The 15,261-nt window shown below is 42.8% G+C and carries 20 protein-coding genes; 13 read left to right on the top strand and 7 right to left on the bottom strand.

The genetic code is table 11. The features are described 5' to 3' along the window. Positions 1 to 25: 25 nt before the first annotated feature. From ASG89_RS33250 to mgrA, 7 genes are all read left to right on the top strand, one after another. Positions 26 to 2,329 carry a thiamine pyrophosphate-dependent enzyme gene (locus ASG89_RS33250; protein WP_057315630.1) on the top strand — a complete coding sequence of 768 codons (2,304 nt, stop codon included), beginning with the start codon at positions 26 to 28 and terminating at the stop codon, positions 2,327 to 2,329. Positions 2,330 to 2,422: 93 nt separating this feature from the next. Beyond that, complete coding sequence (locus ASG89_RS33245) at positions 2,423 to 2,719, top strand: hypothetical protein (protein WP_057315629.1); 297 nt, start codon at positions 2,423 to 2,425, stop codon at positions 2,717 to 2,719. A gap of 139 nt (positions 2,720 to 2,858) precedes the next feature. Beyond that, a complete protein-coding gene (locus ASG89_RS33240) occupies positions 2,859 to 3,818 on the top strand; it encodes a C40 family peptidase (protein WP_057315628.1) in 960 nt (319 codons plus the stop codon). A 108-nt stretch (positions 3,819 to 3,926) separates the two neighbouring features. Beyond that, positions 3,927 to 4,520 (top strand): ribonuclease H-like YkuK family protein, encoded by a 594-nt coding sequence (locus ASG89_RS33235; RefSeq protein WP_057315627.1) that lies wholly within the window; start codon positions 3,927 to 3,929, stop codon positions 4,518 to 4,520. 164 nt (positions 4,521 to 4,684) lie between these two features. Then, positions 4,685 to 5,191 carry a hypothetical protein gene (locus tag ASG89_RS33230; RefSeq protein WP_057315626.1) on the top strand — a complete coding sequence of 169 codons (507 nt, stop codon included), beginning with the start codon at positions 4,685 to 4,687 and terminating at the stop codon, positions 5,189 to 5,191. 23 nt (positions 5,192 to 5,214) lie between these two features. Continuing rightward, positions 5,215 to 6,243 (top strand): phosphotransferase, encoded by a 1,029-nt coding sequence (locus tag ASG89_RS33225; protein WP_057315625.1) that lies wholly within the window; start codon positions 5,215 to 5,217, stop codon positions 6,241 to 6,243. Positions 6,244 to 6,422: 179 nt separating this feature from the next. Continuing rightward, on the top strand, positions 6,423 to 7,412 hold the full coding sequence (mgrA, locus tag ASG89_RS33220; RefSeq protein WP_057315624.1) for an L-glyceraldehyde 3-phosphate reductase: 990 nt from the start codon (positions 6,423 to 6,425) through the stop codon (positions 7,410 to 7,412). Between the two features lie 112 nt (positions 7,413 to 7,524). Here the strand turns inward: mgrA and ASG89_RS38100 are convergent, their stop codons facing one another. Continuing rightward, a complete protein-coding gene (locus ASG89_RS38100) occupies positions 7,525 to 7,830 on the bottom strand; it encodes a hypothetical protein (protein ID WP_235550024.1) in 306 nt (101 codons plus the stop codon). On the opposite strand from ASG89_RS38100, the gene ASG89_RS38095 reads away from it, so the two are divergent. Then, on the top strand, positions 7,814 to 8,224 hold the full coding sequence (locus ASG89_RS38095) for a YjgB family protein (protein WP_235550023.1): 411 nt from the start codon (positions 7,814 to 7,816) through the stop codon (positions 8,222 to 8,224). The two genes, ASG89_RS38100 and ASG89_RS38095, sit on opposite strands and share 17 nt — an antisense overlap. 40 nt (positions 8,225 to 8,264) lie before the next feature. Here ASG89_RS38095 and xerS read toward each other — a convergent pair whose 3' ends face one another. Continuing rightward, a complete protein-coding gene (gene xerS / locus ASG89_RS33210) occupies positions 8,265 to 9,347 on the bottom strand; it encodes a tyrosine recombinase XerS (RefSeq protein WP_057315622.1) in 1,083 nt (360 codons plus the stop codon). 156 nt (positions 9,348 to 9,503) lie between these two features. Here xerS and ASG89_RS33205 point away from each other — a divergent pair, with 156 nt between their 5' ends. From ASG89_RS33205 to ASG89_RS33190, 4 genes are all read left to right on the top strand, one after another. Then, complete coding sequence (locus ASG89_RS33205) at positions 9,504 to 10,013, top strand: RNA polymerase sigma factor (RefSeq protein ID WP_057315621.1); 510 nt, start codon at positions 9,504 to 9,506, stop codon at positions 10,011 to 10,013. Positions 10,014 to 10,015: 2 nt separating this feature from the next. Next, positions 10,016 to 10,903, top strand: a complete 888-nt coding sequence (locus ASG89_RS33200; protein ID WP_057315620.1) for an RsiV family protein — start codon at positions 10,016 to 10,018, stop codon at positions 10,901 to 10,903. Positions 10,904 to 10,962: 59 nt separating this feature from the next. Beyond that, positions 10,963 to 11,202: a hypothetical protein gene (locus ASG89_RS33195; RefSeq protein WP_057315619.1), complete on the top strand. Its 240-nt coding sequence runs from the start codon at positions 10,963 to 10,965 to the stop codon at positions 11,200 to 11,202. A 74-nt stretch (positions 11,203 to 11,276) separates the two neighbouring features. Continuing rightward, a complete protein-coding gene (locus ASG89_RS33190) occupies positions 11,277 to 11,543 on the top strand; it encodes a DUF3892 domain-containing protein (protein WP_235550022.1) in 267 nt (88 codons plus the stop codon). A 99-nt stretch (positions 11,544 to 11,642) separates the two neighbouring features. Here the strand turns inward: ASG89_RS33190 and ASG89_RS33185 are convergent, their stop codons facing one another. The 5 genes from ASG89_RS33185 to ASG89_RS33170 form a co-directional block, all read right to left on the bottom strand. After that, on the bottom strand, positions 11,643 to 11,927 hold the full coding sequence (locus tag ASG89_RS33185; RefSeq protein ID WP_057315618.1) for a hypothetical protein: 285 nt from the start codon (positions 11,925 to 11,927) through the stop codon (positions 11,643 to 11,645). A gap of 92 nt (positions 11,928 to 12,019) precedes the next feature. Continuing rightward, entirely contained in the window at positions 12,020 to 12,871 is an 852-nt protein-coding gene (locus tag ASG89_RS33180) for a helix-turn-helix transcriptional regulator (RefSeq protein WP_057315756.1), read from the bottom strand. A 202-nt stretch (positions 12,872 to 13,073) separates the two neighbouring features. Beyond that, positions 13,074 to 13,547, bottom strand: coding sequence for an FAD-dependent monooxygenase (locus ASG89_RS38090; protein WP_235550021.1), 474 nt, complete (start codon positions 13,545 to 13,547; stop codon positions 13,074 to 13,076). A gap of 84 nt (positions 13,548 to 13,631) precedes the next feature. Continuing rightward, positions 13,632 to 14,222 (bottom strand): FAD-dependent monooxygenase, encoded by a 591-nt coding sequence (locus ASG89_RS38085; RefSeq protein WP_235550020.1) that lies wholly within the window; start codon positions 14,220 to 14,222, stop codon positions 13,632 to 13,634. 5 nt (positions 14,223 to 14,227) lie between these two features. Further along, positions 14,228 to 14,671 (bottom strand): DUF3995 domain-containing protein, encoded by a 444-nt coding sequence (locus tag ASG89_RS33170; protein WP_235550019.1) that lies wholly within the window; start codon positions 14,669 to 14,671, stop codon positions 14,228 to 14,230. A 383-nt stretch (positions 14,672 to 15,054) separates the two neighbouring features. On the opposite strand from ASG89_RS33170, the gene ASG89_RS33165 reads away from it, so the two are divergent. Further along, positions 15,055 to 15,258, top strand: coding sequence for a YwbE family protein (locus ASG89_RS33165; RefSeq protein WP_057315616.1), 204 nt, complete (start codon positions 15,055 to 15,057; stop codon positions 15,256 to 15,258). The last annotated feature ends 3 nt before the right edge of the window (positions 15,259 to 15,261 follow it).

Below are 15,261 nucleotides of genomic sequence, written 5' to 3'. Positions count from 1 at the left end.
ATGGGAGAAGGGTGGAACTACACGCATGTCCATTGATATCAAGCAGGAATTAGGGATAGCCAAAGTCGAACAACGCATCGTGTACGAATCAGGGAATGAGATGGCTGCCTATGCAGCACATCAAATTAATTATCATGTCATGGGATACTTTCCAATCTCACCATCGACGGAAGTAGCTCAGTTTCTAGATCTCATGAAGTCCAATGGACAGCATGACATTGTATTAATTCCTGCCGATGGTGAACATGGTTCAGCAGGTATATGTTATGGTGCATCAACTGCTGGCGGCCGCGTATTTAACGCGACAAGTGCCAACGGTTATTTGTATATGCTAGAACAAATGCCGGTCCAATCCGGAACCCGATTTCCGATGGTTATGAATTTGGTTTGCCGTTCTGTCTCGGGGCCGCTGAATATTCATGGCGATCATTCAGATCTATACTATGCTTTGAATACGGGTTGGCCGATTGTGATGTGTCGAGATCCGCAAGCGGTGTATGATATGAATATTATGGCGCTGAAATTAGCTGAGGATCCTGAGGTGCGTTTGCCAGTAATGGTCGCATCAGATGGTTATTTCACATCTCATCAAAAGCGCAGAGTGCAAACCTTCGCACATCGGGCTGATGTGCAGGCATTCGTAGGTGAGAAGCCACAGGGCTTCCCAGATACATTGGATCGTAATAATCCGATTACCGTCGGACCCTATATGAATGAGCCGGATTACATTAATAATTGCTATCAACAGTCGATGGCGATGTATAACGCCGAAGGTGTATATGACCGTATTCGGCAGGAGTATGCCGAATTGACGGGTCGTGACTATCCGATTCTAGAGCTGTATCGGATGGAAGACGCGGAAGTCGCAGTATTCTTGATGAATTCGGCTTCCGAAATCATCAAGGATGTCGTCGACCAGCTCCGCGCGAAGGGCATTAAAGCAGGTTCGATCGCACCGAACCTGATCAGACCGTTCCCAGCGAAGCAGATTGCAGAGGCGCTGAAGAATGTGAAAGCGATCACCGTAGGCGATCGCGCGGATTCCTACGGCGGACATGGCGGCAACATGGTCAATGAAATTAAAGCGGCACTGTTCACGAATGGGAACAGGGACACGCTTGTCATAAGCCGAATCTATGGCTTAGGTGGCAAAGACTTTTATGCCGAGGATGGGCATAATCTGTTCCAATTCGCCATTGACGCGATGGAGATCGGCAAGGTTGAAGTGCCTTTTGATTACTACGGCCATACGCCGGGGGATCCTTCGAAAGCACCGAAGCGAGTATTGACGCCGATGAAGTATGAAGATCTGAAGACGGGTCTCATCACCGTTACCCCAGATGAGAATACAGGGAAATTGAATGTACGTATCCCGCCGCTTCGTTCCTTGACGAAAAAGCCAAAGCGGATTGCACCAGGTCATGGCGCTTGTCCTGGCTGCGGTATTTTCTCAGGACTCGAACTGTTCTTCAAAGGCATAGAAGGCGATATCGTCTCCATTTTCCATACAGGCTGTGCGATGGTTGTAACAACGGGCTATCCGTACTCGGCGCATAAAGCTACTTACATCCACAATCTGTTCCAGAATGGCGCAGCAACGCTGTCAGGTGTTGTTGAGATGTTCTGGGAGCGGAAGCGACGTGGAGAACTTGATCATCTGGGATTGAAAGACGATTTCACCTTCGTCATGATTACTGGTGATGGCGGTATGGATATCGGAATGGGGCCAGCTATTGGAGCGGCCCTTCGCAATCATAAAATGATTATCCTCGAGTACGATAATGAAGGTTACATGAACACTGGTGCACAATTGTCGTATTCAACGCCGATGGGGCATCGGACGTCGACCTCCAATGTCGGGAAACATCAAGGTGGAAAGGTATTCCATCATAAGGATACTGCGCAAATTATGGCAGCGACGCATATACCGTATGTATTTACCGGTTCAGAAGCGTATCCGCAAGATCTGGTCAAGAAGGCGGCGAAGGCGCAATGGTATGCGCAGCATGAGGGGTTGGTATATGGCAAAATCCTCATTGCTTGTCCATTGAACTGGCTGTCTGATGATCAAGAGGGCTCTAACATCGTTGGTGCTGCGGTGGATTCCTGCTTCTTCCCACTGTATGAGGTGGAGCATGGTGTGACTTCGATCACCTACAATCCGGAGGATAAGAGTAAGAAGATTCCATTATCCGATTGGTTGAAAACGATGGGGAAAACGAAACATCTTACGAAGCCTGAATATGAAGGCTCACTGAAATCGTTCGAGACCGAAGTAGAGAGACGTTGGAACATGCTGAAAGCGAAGCATGAGAACGCCTATTTGTAAGTTGGCATAACTGTTATCTGAGAAATCTCGTCTACAAACGGAGGTCCATTCCCCTTGTGGTGAATGGGCCTTTTCATCAGGAGGTAAAGGAATATGCCTTATGTGCTGCAGCATATAGAATCCGAACAAATTTATACGACGACACTGGTTAACCACTATGGACTCGCATACTATGGTGTGAAATTCTGGCATGAGCAAGAGGAAGCCAAAGAGCACGCTTTTAACTTTTTAGAATCACAAGCTGTTCAAGATCCCAACAGTTGGCAAGTGATTGAATTGGAAGAAAATGAGATGAAGATAGGAAATGTAAAACTCAAAAACTCACCACAATGGCGACTGTATTGGTCATCTATAACTCGTAAAGCTGAAGCTCGGAAATTGGAAAATTAAACCTAGCCGTCAATAGGCTAATCGCCACGCATGGTAAGACAAGAATCGTTACCATTCACCTATATTCGCGCATGACCCCCTCAAACTATAATAAGGATACGAAAGAAAATTTTAACATCATGAGGTGGAGGGTAAGACGATGAATAAGTTGACAATGGTAATTGCTGTATTGATGGTATCATTCATGGCTCTACTTCCCAATGATACGCAAGCTGAAGAGGGGGTCGTGACGAAAGCTCAGATCGTAGCAGGGGTAAGCTTTCGAGATCAACCAAGCACATCGAGTAATGTCATTCGCATGTTGAAAACAGGGGAATTGGTCACAGTGACTGACTATCCGACAGCGAATTGGTTCAAAATTAAGGATGCGCAAAGTGTAAGTGGATACGTATCGACAAACAGTAAATACATAACGATTGTTAGTAATGCACAAATCATTTATGGTGTTAATTTCCGTACATTACCTTCTTCAGACGCTAGCTCGGGTTCAAAAGTTATTCGAATGTTAGCCAAAGGTGAGGAAGTTCTTGTCACTGATAAAGTGAATGATAGCTGGTATAAAGTGAAAGATGCTGACGGTGTCAGCGGTTATATGAGCACTAGTTCCAAATACATAACTGTAGACTTCTCCGTAGTGAAGCCAAATATGCCTATAGCGGATGAGATCGAAGCTGTGATTGAAGCGGGTCAAGCGTACCTGGGTACTCCGTATGAATTCGGATCAACACGCAATGATCCAACTACTTTTGACTGCTCAGACTTTGTGCAAACGATGTACTGGGATGCTCTCCGTCTGTCTTTGCCAAGTGATTCTGCTGCGCAAGGCAGCTATGTAAGATCGTTGGGTTCAATTGTGAAGGATTGGACGAAGTTAAAGCGCGGGGATCTCTTATTTTTCAGCAGCTACAAAGGTTCTAAAGCATCGGATTACGATGACATTAATGTCTTGACAGAGCCTATCACACATGTTGGTCTATACTTAGGCAACGGTCAAATGCTGCATACCTATTCCGTTGAATCAGGTGGCGTTCGCGTCGATACGATCGATGGCAAGCAGTGGGAAAATCGATTTTTGTACGGTGGCCCTGTTTTAAAATAAGTTGATGGTTCGAACAGGCAAGGTTTGCCATATACTATATTAAAGGTGGGTGCTGCCTTGAGCATCCGCCTTTTTCTATAGTTTAAGGAGAAAGGGAGAGCCTTATCTTTGAAACCTTCGACGACGAACCAACCACTGGAATTTAGGAATCGGGCAGAAAGAGGACTTAACCTGGATACCGTGCACGAGCGTATTCTCCATTTCATGCGTCTTGACCCTGTGGCAACCTATAAATTCATTATAGGTACGGATTGTCAGGTACACACAGGTCATACGAAATTCATTACCGGCGTAGTGATCCAGCGGCTAGGGAAAGGAGCGTGGGCATGTTATCGTCAAGTCATCGTACCAAGAGCCCTTCACTCCATCAAAGAAAAGCTTTCGATGGAAACGACGTTAAGTGAAGAGATTGCGATGTATTTTGACGAAAACAAGCGATTAGATATGGAAAATATTATTCTTCCTCATCTGTATCAAGGTGCCACGTTCGATATGTTCATTCATATTGATGCGGGAGATGACGAGAATAGAAATCGGACGGCAAAATTCGTCCAAGAAATGGTGAGACGGGTGGAATCTGTCGGGATGGTTCCGGTCATTAAACCCGATTGTTATGTGGCATCCGCCTATGCGAATCGCTTCTCTAAGAAACCATATCGACCTCTTTATGAAGACAATGAGGTGTTCGATGGTAGTTTATAAGCTGGTTATGAACCGTTAGCTCGAATGGTCAAAGCGATCTTGGGGGCTAACGGTTTAATTTTATGAGGCAAGGGTACGATGTGTTTCTATGTGAAAAAAAGGGTTTCCGAGTATTCTTAGCGAAGTATTGCTGAATGATGATTGTAGCATTAGGGGGGGACTCCATGAGCAAAACGTTTATTATCGAAGCTGTGATGTTAGCCGTGCATGGCCAGCTCATGCTGCCATCAAAGCCTGTGACCTATTTGATTCCTTACACGACCATTCAAGAATTATATGAACTGCATAGCAGCCCTGAACCGATTATGTTAGAACATGAAGATGATGGTTTTGTCAAACAAATGATCGGTGAGCTCATTGCATTTTTTGAGGAATCTTTTAATAAGAAAAAAATTGAAAAAGCGTTGTCCATGCCTTGGGGAAAAAGCCCTCCTTTACCAATAAATGAGCATGTGACATTGAAAATTGTGTATGCAATAGATAATGAAGCTTATGGGGATCAATTTGATCCCATCGAAACGGAATTAATTTTGACCTCATTGAAAGAGCAAGCTGTGTTATTAACGGATCAATTTGATTTTATTGAGCGATTAGTGGAGTATGCCATACCTGTCGAGGCTTTCGATGTAGAGGATTTTGAATTCGCGGTAGAAGGTGACAATCAAGTTTAAGAGAGGAGCTGAGTCAGGGTATTATGCGAGTCATTGAAAAAGAGGAACAATTAGCATTACTCCCAGCTAATTGGTTCGGGGACCAAACATGGACGCTTCGTGTTGGGGCAGGCGGGATGAATAATACAACACGATTCGTTGAGGTAGAGGATCGTACATATGTTCTACGACTGTATGAAACGCATCGTGACCGGAACAAAATTAAGTTTGAGCATAGCGTATTGCTTCGTTTAGCTGAAATGAAGGAGGAGCTTCCTTTCGAAATTCCAATACCTCTAGAGCTGCCAACTGGGGGAACTGTGGTGACTTTAGGGGAAGATGATGATGGGAAGCTTGCTGCCTTGTTTACTTTTACAGAAGGTCATAATCCAATCGAATTAGGTATAAGTCAACTGAAAGAGATGGGGAAAGCGGCAGGACAATTATCTGCTTCCCTAGCCAAGATTTCAATAGCAGATAAACCGGAGTACGCTCCTTACTATGAAATAGAACATATTCATCCTAGCTGCAAGCCAGATGCGATTCAAGCTTTCGCGCTGCAACCGCCTGAGCCGTTCATCGCACAGCAGGACGAACTTGCTTATATATTTAATCGTTACATGGCATTGTTTAGCGCCATTCCCACCATTCGTCAGCTGCCGCATCAACTCGTCCATGGCGATATTAACGGTTCCAACATGCTGGTGGATGATGAGGGGCGTTTTGTTGCCATTCTTGATTTTGAATTTGTGACGATCGATGCGAGGGTTATGGAACTTGCCGTTTGTTTGTCCGATCTTATTGACCCGATGCTTTCCGAGGATAGGCTCAGAAGGAATAGCAAAGCATTTTATGAAGGTTACTGTCAATTTGTCCAATTATCACAAGAAGAAATTAGGATATTACCCCTGCTAATCGAGCTTCGTAGACTTGATGTTTTCATTCATTTCCTTGGGCGATACTTGGATGGGGTAGATCCACAAGGCGTGCTGGTCGATATTATTGGCAATACGTATGAGAAAACGAAATGGCTCCAAGAGCACAACACCTTACTACGTTTAGATCAGAATTAATCTATAAAACGTGCCATACTAACCTTAAGGTTAGTAAGACACGTTTTTTTCAGTTCTTTTATTGTTGACAGGCTTGAACTATACTGGTACATAGGAAGAAGGATATTTGTGAAAACTTTAGTGAATACATATGTTTCATACCAAATTCAGGTTACATAGAAATGTGAAGGAGGACTATCATGGTCTATCAAGCAAGTCAAACACGCTATGCAGAAATGAAATATAATCGTACTGGAAAATCGGGGTTGAAGCTTCCTGCAATCTCACTCGGCATGTGGCATAATTTCGGAGGTTTAGATTTACATGAGAACGGAAGAGCTATGTTGCTGCGTTCTTTTGATTTGGGGATTACACACTTTGACTTAGCGAATAACTATGGCCCACCGCCAGGCTCTGCTGAGGAATTAATGGGACGTGTGCTTAAAAGTGACCTCGCAGCATATCGCGATGAATTAATTATCTCAACAAAAGCAGGTTACCACATGTGGGAAGGTCCTTATGGCGAGTGGGGCTCCAAGAAAAACATGGTTTCCAGCTTGGATCAAAGCTTGAAAAGAATGGGCCTAGACTATGTAGATATTTTCTACTCTCACCGCCCAGATCCGAACACACCGTTTGAAGAAACGATGGCGACTTTGGATTTAATCGTACGTCAAGGTAAGGCGCTTTATGTTGGACTTTCCAACTATTCTGCTGAGCAAACGAAAGAAGCGGCTTCCATTCTCAAAGGTTTGGGGACACCACTTCTTATCCATCAACCTGCCTATAGTATGATGAATCGCTGGATCGAAGAAGGTTTACAGGATGTATTGGATGATTTCGGTGCTGGAAGTATTGCTTTTTGCCCGCTTGCTCAAGGCTTGCTAACGAATAAATATCTGAATGGAATCCCTGCGGATTCGAGAGCTGGCGGAAAGAGTCAATTCTTGAAAGAGAAGGATATCACAGAAGACAAGCTCAACCAAATTATTCAGCTAAACGAGTTGGCAAGCTCTCGTGGTCAAAGCTTAGCACAGATGTCACTGGCTTGGGTACTTCGCGGCGAGCGTGTTACGTCAGCTTTGATTGGTGCAAGTCGCGTGTCACAAATTGAGGAGAATGTTGCCGCTCTTAAAAATCTGGAGTTTGCTCCAGAAGAATTAGCAGCGATTGAGAAAATCTTGAAATAATGTTGCCAATTCTAACCAAAACAAACCATAGGGGATTATTCCCTTATGGTTTGTTTTATTTCATGAGTTGCAACTTTTTATGTAGGTACTTCGTTAGTAAACTGTAACTAAATCAATTAAAGGAGATTACTATGAAAACATACAAGAGAAAAACTACAATATATACGTTGATTTTGTCGACAATGCTCTTAGCGACGGCATGTTCTTCAACACAAGACTCGGCGTCCAATACGACGACTCCAAGTCCGAGCTCGTCACCATCCCCATCCGCTACACCTGCAACAACTTCAGTGGCTAGTCCAACTGCAAGTCCTACTGTTAGTGCTTCCGCGGCTCCTACTTCATCACCGATGCCTTCGTCAACTACAAGTGCAAGTACGGTATCTAAGCAAATTAAAGATATGTTGGAGCTTGCCAAATCAGGTAAAGTTAACGGCATTCCGTTTGCAGCCAATACTGGACTTACTGACGATGTCGATAAATCGTGGGGAAAGGCTGATAAGTCAGAATCAGCGGGTAGTGGAATTTACGCGACCTACACAAAGAAGAATGCTGTTATTGGTTTTAATAAGGGAAGTCAAATCATAGATATTCGCTCGAATGATCCAAAGTTGCATACACTGACGTTAAGTCAGATTGAACAAGCTTTAGGCAAGCCAACTGACACCAAAGTCAATGGTGATGATACCATTTATATTTATAAAGCTTCACAAGAATTTCAACTCAAATTTATTATTCCCAAATCTACGGGTAAAGTAGATCATATTTCTGTATTTGATACCATTCACTCTATCAACAACATGGCTGGATAATTTACACAATAGTAGTGCCGAGTGTGGGGTATTAACAGCCTTAAGACTCCGCACGCTTGTCAATCGCTTCAGACATTGTACGATCCGTGAGATGTGCATAGATTTGTGTGGTCTCAGGAGAAGCATGGCCGAGCTGTTCTTGCGTTTTGTACAAGTCGTTCTGTAAGTAATAATCCGTGGCGAACGAGTGTCGCAATTTATGTACAGATAAGTACGGCTTACCAAATCGTTTTGCATATTTGATCACAAGCTCTTGAATTGCTCGTTTCGTCATACGCTCGCCTTCTTTTTTGCCATTGGCCATGGCAATGAAGAGGGCCTTTTCTTTTTTGGCTGGCTTGTATCGGGAGGAGCGTATCCTCAAGTAGTCCGTGATGGCTTGAATGGCATCGAGACGGAAGTAGACTGGCGTTTTGAACGTATCGTCATTTTTACCTTTTCGATACACATGGACGAGTTTCAATTTCATATCGATATCATCGACATTCAGGTTAAACACCTCAGATACACGAAGTCCTGAATTGAGGATCAGCGTAACGATACAGGCATCTCTGACCTTATTTAACTCATAGGCGTATAGTGCTTGTTTATTCGTTGCTATATCGTGCTCATAGCCATCTTTCACATAAGCAATGAACTCTGCAATTTCATCTTCCTGCAGCAACTTGCCTTCGAGCTTCGCTGCGCTGTCTTTGGCCTTATGCGCTCGCTTAATCTCTACCTTCGCCATCACATTTCGTTTCAGGAGCGGGTAGAAGTTATCATCTTCGGCAATTTGACTCAAATAATGAAATAAGGAGCGCAGTGCAGACAATTTACGGTTAATCGTAGTTTTACCATTAGCTTGTGCTTTACGAGTCGCAAGGAACATGCGAAAATTATTAACGCTGTCCATATGTAGTCGCTCTAAGTCCTCAAGTGGGACTTGATTCATTACGGTCGCTGTGCTTAATCCCTCGGCAAGAAGCCATGAGAGGAAAATTTCATAATCACGTACATATTCAAGAAGTGATGAGGGTGAAAGATCAGGAAGCTTATAATTAATAAATTTCTCAATATACCAAGGCATCGAAGGGACTCGTCGATCTAACTCATGGCGGTCTTTGACTTTAATAATATTCATAGCGGTTCACCTCATAAGCGTCTTGCTGTTAGTATACCAGTGGATTCCCTAAAATGGTAGGCTTCGAAATCAAACTATTTGGCACTCCTATACGTCTTAGCTACAACATGATTCAAATCTGATTAACCGCGCGGTAAAAGGAGCGTCATCAACGATATGACTACGAATAGGAAGCTAGAAAATGAACTCATTACCTGTATAACGGAGCATAAGGAGCATGTATATCGTCTTGCCTATAGCTATGTGAAAAATCAAGAGGATGCACTCGACATCGTGCAAGAGGCGATTCAGAAAGCTTTAGCAGCCTCAGATTCGTTGAAAAGCCATGTGGCCATAAAAAGTTGGTTTTACCGAATTGTCGTCAATACCTCATTAGATTTCTTGCGTAAACATAAGAAACTTACCGTTATGGATGATGTGACAATGGAAGCGATAACGCCTGGCAGTGAAGATGCCTACACGGATATTGACTTGGAGAGAGCATTAGAAGATTTACCTGCTATGTATCGAAGTGTGATTACGCTTCGCTATTTCGAAGATTTGAAGATCGATGAAATTGCAGATGTGCTAAAAGAAAACACGAGTACGATTAAGACTCGGCTGTACCAAGCACTTAAGCTTTTACGGATAAAAATGAACGATGATACGCTTGTGGAGGTAAACTAACCATGGACGAGAAGTTAGAACAAATGAAACAAACCTATATGGACATACCTATTCCTGCCGAACTCGATTTCATTGTCAATCAAGCGATAAAACAACATAGAAAAAAGCCTAGGATGAATCTGAAGTGGTCATCAGTAGCTATCGCGGCAGCAGCTGTTGTATTTGTTGTGGGTCTTAACACGAGCCCAGCTTTCGCTGGGTCATTAGTTGATATGCCCGTCGTTGGCAAACTGATCAAAGTTTTGACATTTCGAGAATTTCAGTATGATGATGGTGCAAATAAAGCAAAAGTAGAAGTCCCTATTATCACGAATTTGGATAACAAAGCCTTGGAGGAGTCCCTAAATACGAAATACATGGAAGAAAGCAAGAAGCTCTATACAGATTTCATGATTGACATTGAGAAGATGAAAGCAAGTGGATTAGAGGGACATCTTGGGGTAGATAGCGGGTATATCGTTAAAACGGACAATGATCAGATCTTCTCAGTAGGTAGATATGTAGTTAACACAGCGGCTTCTTCGTCTACAACTTTCCAATATGACACGATTGATAAGAAAAATCAGTTACTAATATCATTACCAAGCTTATATAAAGATGACGGATATATTCAAGTGATCAGTGACTCGATTAAGGCTCAAATGATACAACGTATGAAGGATGATCCCGCCAAAGTGTATTGGGTGGAAGGTGTTCCGAATGATGTAAAATTTTATTTTAAGTCGATAAAAAAGGATCAAAGTTTTTATATCAATAGCGACGGGAAGCTTGTTATCGTGTTTCAAAAATATGAGGTTACACCCGGCTATATGGGAACACCGGAATTCATCGTACCGACCAACCTTTTAGCTGATCAGTTAAGCACACATGCTTATCTTTTGCCCGAATAAAAAAGGACTAGGTTGCCTACATTAATTGGGTATGCAAAACATCAGCTGGGGGTATTACCATGCCGCAACAAAAGGAACTTGGTTTAGCACAAATCAAAGATGTAGCCCAAAAAGCAGAGCAAGCAGCCGAACAAACCTTGCAGGTTGCTCAGCAAATCTATTCACAAGCTACAGCGGCGGCACTTTCGGAGGCCGAGCAGCAGGTAGAAGATCTTCAAAATCAAATCAAGCAAGCGCAGCAGAAGACAGAAGACCTGAAGCAGGAAATTAAATCCCAAAGTGAGTCTACACAGTCATAGTATCGGAATGAAGCTGAAAATGAAGCCCCACCTTCGTGGGGTTAAACACCTTATAGGAAGATAAAGGAGGAAGCATGATGCCGCGACGTCGTAATAGTGGTCCACATACGATTGATCCGAATAAAGCCATGATCCAGTCCGTACATTATGAAAATGGAAGTATCGAAGCTGTTCAATTTCAAAATGGCCAAGTGGTCGATGTTCAAACTGCAATTGAGATGACGGAAGCAGATTTAATTGAAGATGCGAATACGGGGGTAAATCGTAAAGGAGAGAAAACTTTACGTTCGTATCCAGATGGAGATCCAAGCAATAATTTATCGAATTTACCTCGGTTTTAAAGGGGCTTGAAAAGCTGTTTACCTAAAGGTGAACAGTTTTTTAGTACATAAAAAAAGCTGCTGAGCGACTCAGCAGCTGTTGTGAATGCGATTGCAGGTTTATTTTTTGAAGTATCCTCCAACATAATGATAAACGACGCCAAGCGCACCGATATAATAGGCGATTTTGATAATGTAATCGGTATGATCTAGCGGCATCAAGTTGGAAAGTAAGAATAATGGGAACACAAAGTACAAAAGGTCTCTCAAGTAATTTGTAATCGAAGAGCTAGAAAACGTGCCAGCTGAGAACGATTTGAACAATTCTACTACGAAGCTAAGACCCATGACTCCTAAGACAAGCCACATTGCATAAAGCATTAAACCCGATAGTGTAAGTGCCATGTCTGATTCACCCCCACATACGAAGATTTGCTTTCAATCTATCATATGCAGCAATGTGACAAGTCGTGCTAAGTAGTCGGAAATTTTAGCAACTAGGTGTGCATCGTATTTCGGAAAATATGAGGCGAGACTCCTACATACTTTTTAAAAATTCGCGAGAAGTAGAAGACGTCTTTGTAACCTAGCGAGTCGGCAATTTCCTTTACGGAAATAGTCGTATTTAATAAAATATTTTTGGCTTCAGCCATTTTCATTCTATGCATATAGGTATTTAACGGATAGCCAGAATAATCACTGACGATTCTTCGAAGGGTAGAGAGTGAAATGTGATGTCGTTTCGCAATGCTTTGTGCATCAAATGGTTGATATAACGAATCGCTAAGCTCGTTGATAAGATTGATAAACTGCCCAGTCTTCGTTGTTTCCGTTGTGGCTTCAGCCCGCTGAATGAATTCAAAAAGCAATGTCTCAATAAGTAAAGCTGCCCGATCAATATTAGCAGGAATGCCACTTTCCATCCCAATGAATATGCGCTCAATGCGATTATGCTGGGCAGCATCCTCATTACCAACATGCTTCACTTGATCCAAATCCGTTAACCAACTATTCTGCCATTCCAGCACACGGCTGCCCTCGAGCGTAAAATAATACTCATCCCAGAAGCCGCCGGGTTCGGGGCCGTATTGATAAAACTGATTTGGGCGGAAGAAGAATAGGCTGCCGCTTTCTACTTTTTGAACAGGTCCGTCATTGACTCGGTAAGTTCCCTTGCCTCCTGCAATATATACAATGGCAAAGCTCTCAAATGTGGCATGTCCGCGATACATAATCCGACCGGGGAGATGTCCAACGTGTAGAATCCGTAGGGATTGCAGTTTCAATTTACTGGCATCGATAGGTAAAGTAATGATTCGAAGTGGATAAGGACTTATCGTATCGTCCATGAACCTAGGCATAACATACATTCCTTCCGAGCTGACTCCGTGATATCGATGATTAAGTGTGAATTAATGACATTAACTATTTCTATTGTATATGAATAGTCAACCCATGGAAAGATGGCATCCCTGTTGATTCCGTATTTCTCTAGTAAAAGTGAGGTAAGAATGAAAGTAGTTATAGGTGAGAGAAAGCAAGAGGTATCATTCAATCATTAAAATTGACGTTATACAAGGATTCAAGCTGCTTCATTTGCATGGAGGTCGGTGCCACTCGCATCATGAGATTGCGTAGTCCGCAAAGAAACGGATTTTCCAATTGCGCTAGCTTTCCAATAGCCAAGGATCGTTTGGAAATTTGGTGTGTTCTTTGTCTACGGAGTTGTTCAAAGTGATGGAATGCACGGGGTATTCCCGAATGTTTCTGTAAACAGCGGGCAAGTTCGACACCGTCTTCAATGGCTTGACAAGCGCCTTGCCCTAAGTTTGGTGTGATTGCATGTGCAGCATCTCCGATCAGGAGGGAACGTCCATCAGTGAAGCGAGTAAGAGGTCTAATATCATTGATATCACTGTGAATCACATTGGAGTCAGTCGTAGCTGATAAGATTTCCAATGTCAGTGCATGAAAATTGCCGAATTTGGCGATTAAATCACTGATTTGAAAATGTTGATACAACATGCTGTCCGCCGTTTCGTTCACTAAGGCATACCAGTAGGTCTTTTCCTTGGGTAACGGAATGATCCCGAAGCGGCCGCGAGGTCCCTAAGTTTCTGTGAAACGATTCGGTTGTTGTTGGCTATTCCAACGATCTGCAATACCTCGCCAACAAGTATAACCTGCGTATCTTAATGGAGCATCATCGAACAGTTGCTTCCGAACAGGGGAATGAATCCCATCTGCCGCAATTAAAAAGTCACCGGATGCTGTCGTCTGACCCATGAAGGATAGAACAATTTTATTTTGTTCATATCGTACATTTTGGAGCTCTTTGCCCATTTCAACCGTTTCTGGATGGAGCGCTCCCAACAAAATTCGATGAAGATCAGCACGATGAATGGAGATCATGGGGTACTCATAATGTAACTCTCGAAGTTCTGAAAGAACAGCGCCTTTCTCATTCAAAATGGCCATCCCACCACGGCTAACTTGACCGTTATCGATAATAATTTTTGCCAAACCTAATTGCTCAAGTGCTTTGAGAGCATTTGGAGCAATGGTTATTCCTGCGCCAGCCATTCGAACTTCTGGGAAACGTTCATAGACTTTCACATCTTCACCCGACTGTTGGAGTGCAATAGCTGCTGTAATTCCTGCGATTCCGCCGCCTACGATCATGAATGTTCTCTTGCTCATGCAGTTCAGCCTCCAAACCGCAGAATTGAATAGTAAAATGAGAAACTTAGCCAAATACAAAGTGGAGTAAAAAAGAACGTATCGTATTTTGCGAAACGTGAGCCTTTGACTCTTTTAAATACACCAAAATATTTGAAATCCCCAATCGTCCTTAGGGCGAATACGAAAACCGAAATCCAACAACCCCAAGTAACCCAGAAGTACGAAGGAAAGGGCAGTAATTGTCCTTGAATACTTAACAGTACCGCGACACTAACTAAAAGAAGAGAGACGATAACTGTAGCGGCTCTACCGGGACGGAATGATCGTTTATTCGAATTCTCCAACGTTGGAGTAGCAACTTGACTGCCCCATCTACCTCCAAATGCCCAGTACATATGGACACCGCCAATAAAAAGTAAAATTAAAACGGAAATACCAATGATAATCATTTCATCCCAACCTTTCATTGTTAAATGCCAAAGCCACACAACTTCAAATTGATCGATTTTAAGGTGACCTCAGTCAAATAATGACCACAGTCATAATTATATGAATTAAACAGATTATTTCAATAGGAAAAGGCACGAAATGGGGGATTACGCACATAAATTTGGGAATTATATGAATTAATGATATTAATGATTAATATCATTAATTACTTCCCGGGGGAGTAATTGGAAGGACAAATCACCTTATTAAGCAGATTTTCTTTCTAGTTTACCTCATTGTAGTGATTTGGCACACTGTCCGAAAGGGTTTAATAATCCATGTACTTAAATATGGGGTATACGCACAATATATGTTATAATGAAGCACACAAAGTGGAAAGAAAGCAGGCGATTACACTAGCATGAACGGGCAAAATCGAAAAGACGTGACGCCGGGAATAGAAGTTAATATTGTTTTGAAGCAAGATCAACGCAGTGGTAAATTGACACATGGTATTGTAAAAGATCTGTTGACCAATTCGCCGACGCATCCGCATGGGATTAAAGTACGACTGGTCGATGGACAAGTGGGAAGAGTCAAACAAATTTTATCGCCGGCTAGGTGATGC

Origin of the sequence: Paenibacillus sp. Soil766, assembly GCF_001428105.1 — a bacterium.
In the GTDB taxonomy this organism is placed as follows: Bacteria; Bacillota; Bacilli; order Paenibacillales; family NBRC-103111; genus Paenibacillus_E.
This window is presented reverse-complemented; position numbering and strand designations above follow the sequence as displayed.

Excerpts from the sequence above, each read along its gene's own strand:
- ASG89_RS33230 (WP_057315626.1), top strand. The coding sequence starts at position 4,685 with ATGAGCAAAACGTTTATTATCGAAGCTGTGATGTTAGCCGTGCATGGC.
- ASG89_RS33200 (WP_057315620.1), top strand. The coding sequence starts at position 10,016 with ATGGACGAGAAGTTAGAACAAATGAAACAAACCTATATGGACATACCT.
- xerS (WP_057315622.1), bottom strand. The coding sequence starts at position 9,347 with ATGAATATTATTAAAGTCAAAGACCGCCATGAGTTAGATCGACGAGTC.
- ASG89_RS33170 (WP_235550019.1), bottom strand. The coding sequence starts at position 14,671 with ATGAAAGGTTGGGATGAAATGATTATCATTGGTATTTCCGTTTTAATT.
- ASG89_RS33190 (WP_235550022.1), top strand. The coding sequence starts at position 11,277 with ATGATGCCGCGACGTCGTAATAGTGGTCCACATACGATTGATCCGAAT.
- ASG89_RS33205 (WP_057315621.1), top strand. The coding sequence starts at position 9,504 with ATGACTACGAATAGGAAGCTAGAAAATGAACTCATTACCTGTATAACG.
- ASG89_RS38090 (WP_235550021.1), bottom strand. The coding sequence starts at position 13,547 with ATGTTGTATCAACATTTTCAAATCAGTGATTTAATCGCCAAATTCGGC.
- ASG89_RS33250 (WP_057315630.1), top strand. The coding sequence starts at position 26 with ATGTCCATTGATATCAAGCAGGAATTAGGGATAGCCAAAGTCGAACAA.
- ASG89_RS33245 (WP_057315629.1), top strand. The coding sequence starts at position 2,423 with ATGCCTTATGTGCTGCAGCATATAGAATCCGAACAAATTTATACGACG.
- ASG89_RS33225 (WP_057315625.1), top strand. The coding sequence starts at position 5,215 with ATGCGAGTCATTGAAAAAGAGGAACAATTAGCATTACTCCCAGCTAAT.
- ASG89_RS33240 (WP_057315628.1), top strand. The coding sequence starts at position 2,859 with ATGAATAAGTTGACAATGGTAATTGCTGTATTGATGGTATCATTCATG.
- ASG89_RS33195 (WP_057315619.1), top strand. The coding sequence starts at position 10,963 with ATGCCGCAACAAAAGGAACTTGGTTTAGCACAAATCAAAGATGTAGCC.
- mgrA (WP_057315624.1), top strand. The coding sequence starts at position 6,423 with ATGGTCTATCAAGCAAGTCAAACACGCTATGCAGAAATGAAATATAAT.
- ASG89_RS38095 (WP_235550023.1), top strand. The coding sequence starts at position 7,814 with ATGTTGGAGCTTGCCAAATCAGGTAAAGTTAACGGCATTCCGTTTGCA.
- ASG89_RS33165 (WP_057315616.1), top strand. The coding sequence starts at position 15,055 with ATGAACGGGCAAAATCGAAAAGACGTGACGCCGGGAATAGAAGTTAAT.
- ASG89_RS38085 (WP_235550020.1), bottom strand. The coding sequence starts at position 14,222 with ATGAGCAAGAGAACATTCATGATCGTAGGCGGCGGAATCGCAGGAATT.
- ASG89_RS33185 (WP_057315618.1), bottom strand. The coding sequence starts at position 11,927 with ATGGCACTTACACTATCGGGTTTAATGCTTTATGCAATGTGGCTTGTC.
- ASG89_RS33180 (WP_057315756.1), bottom strand. The coding sequence starts at position 12,871 with ATGGACGATACGATAAGTCCTTATCCACTTCGAATCATTACTTTACCT.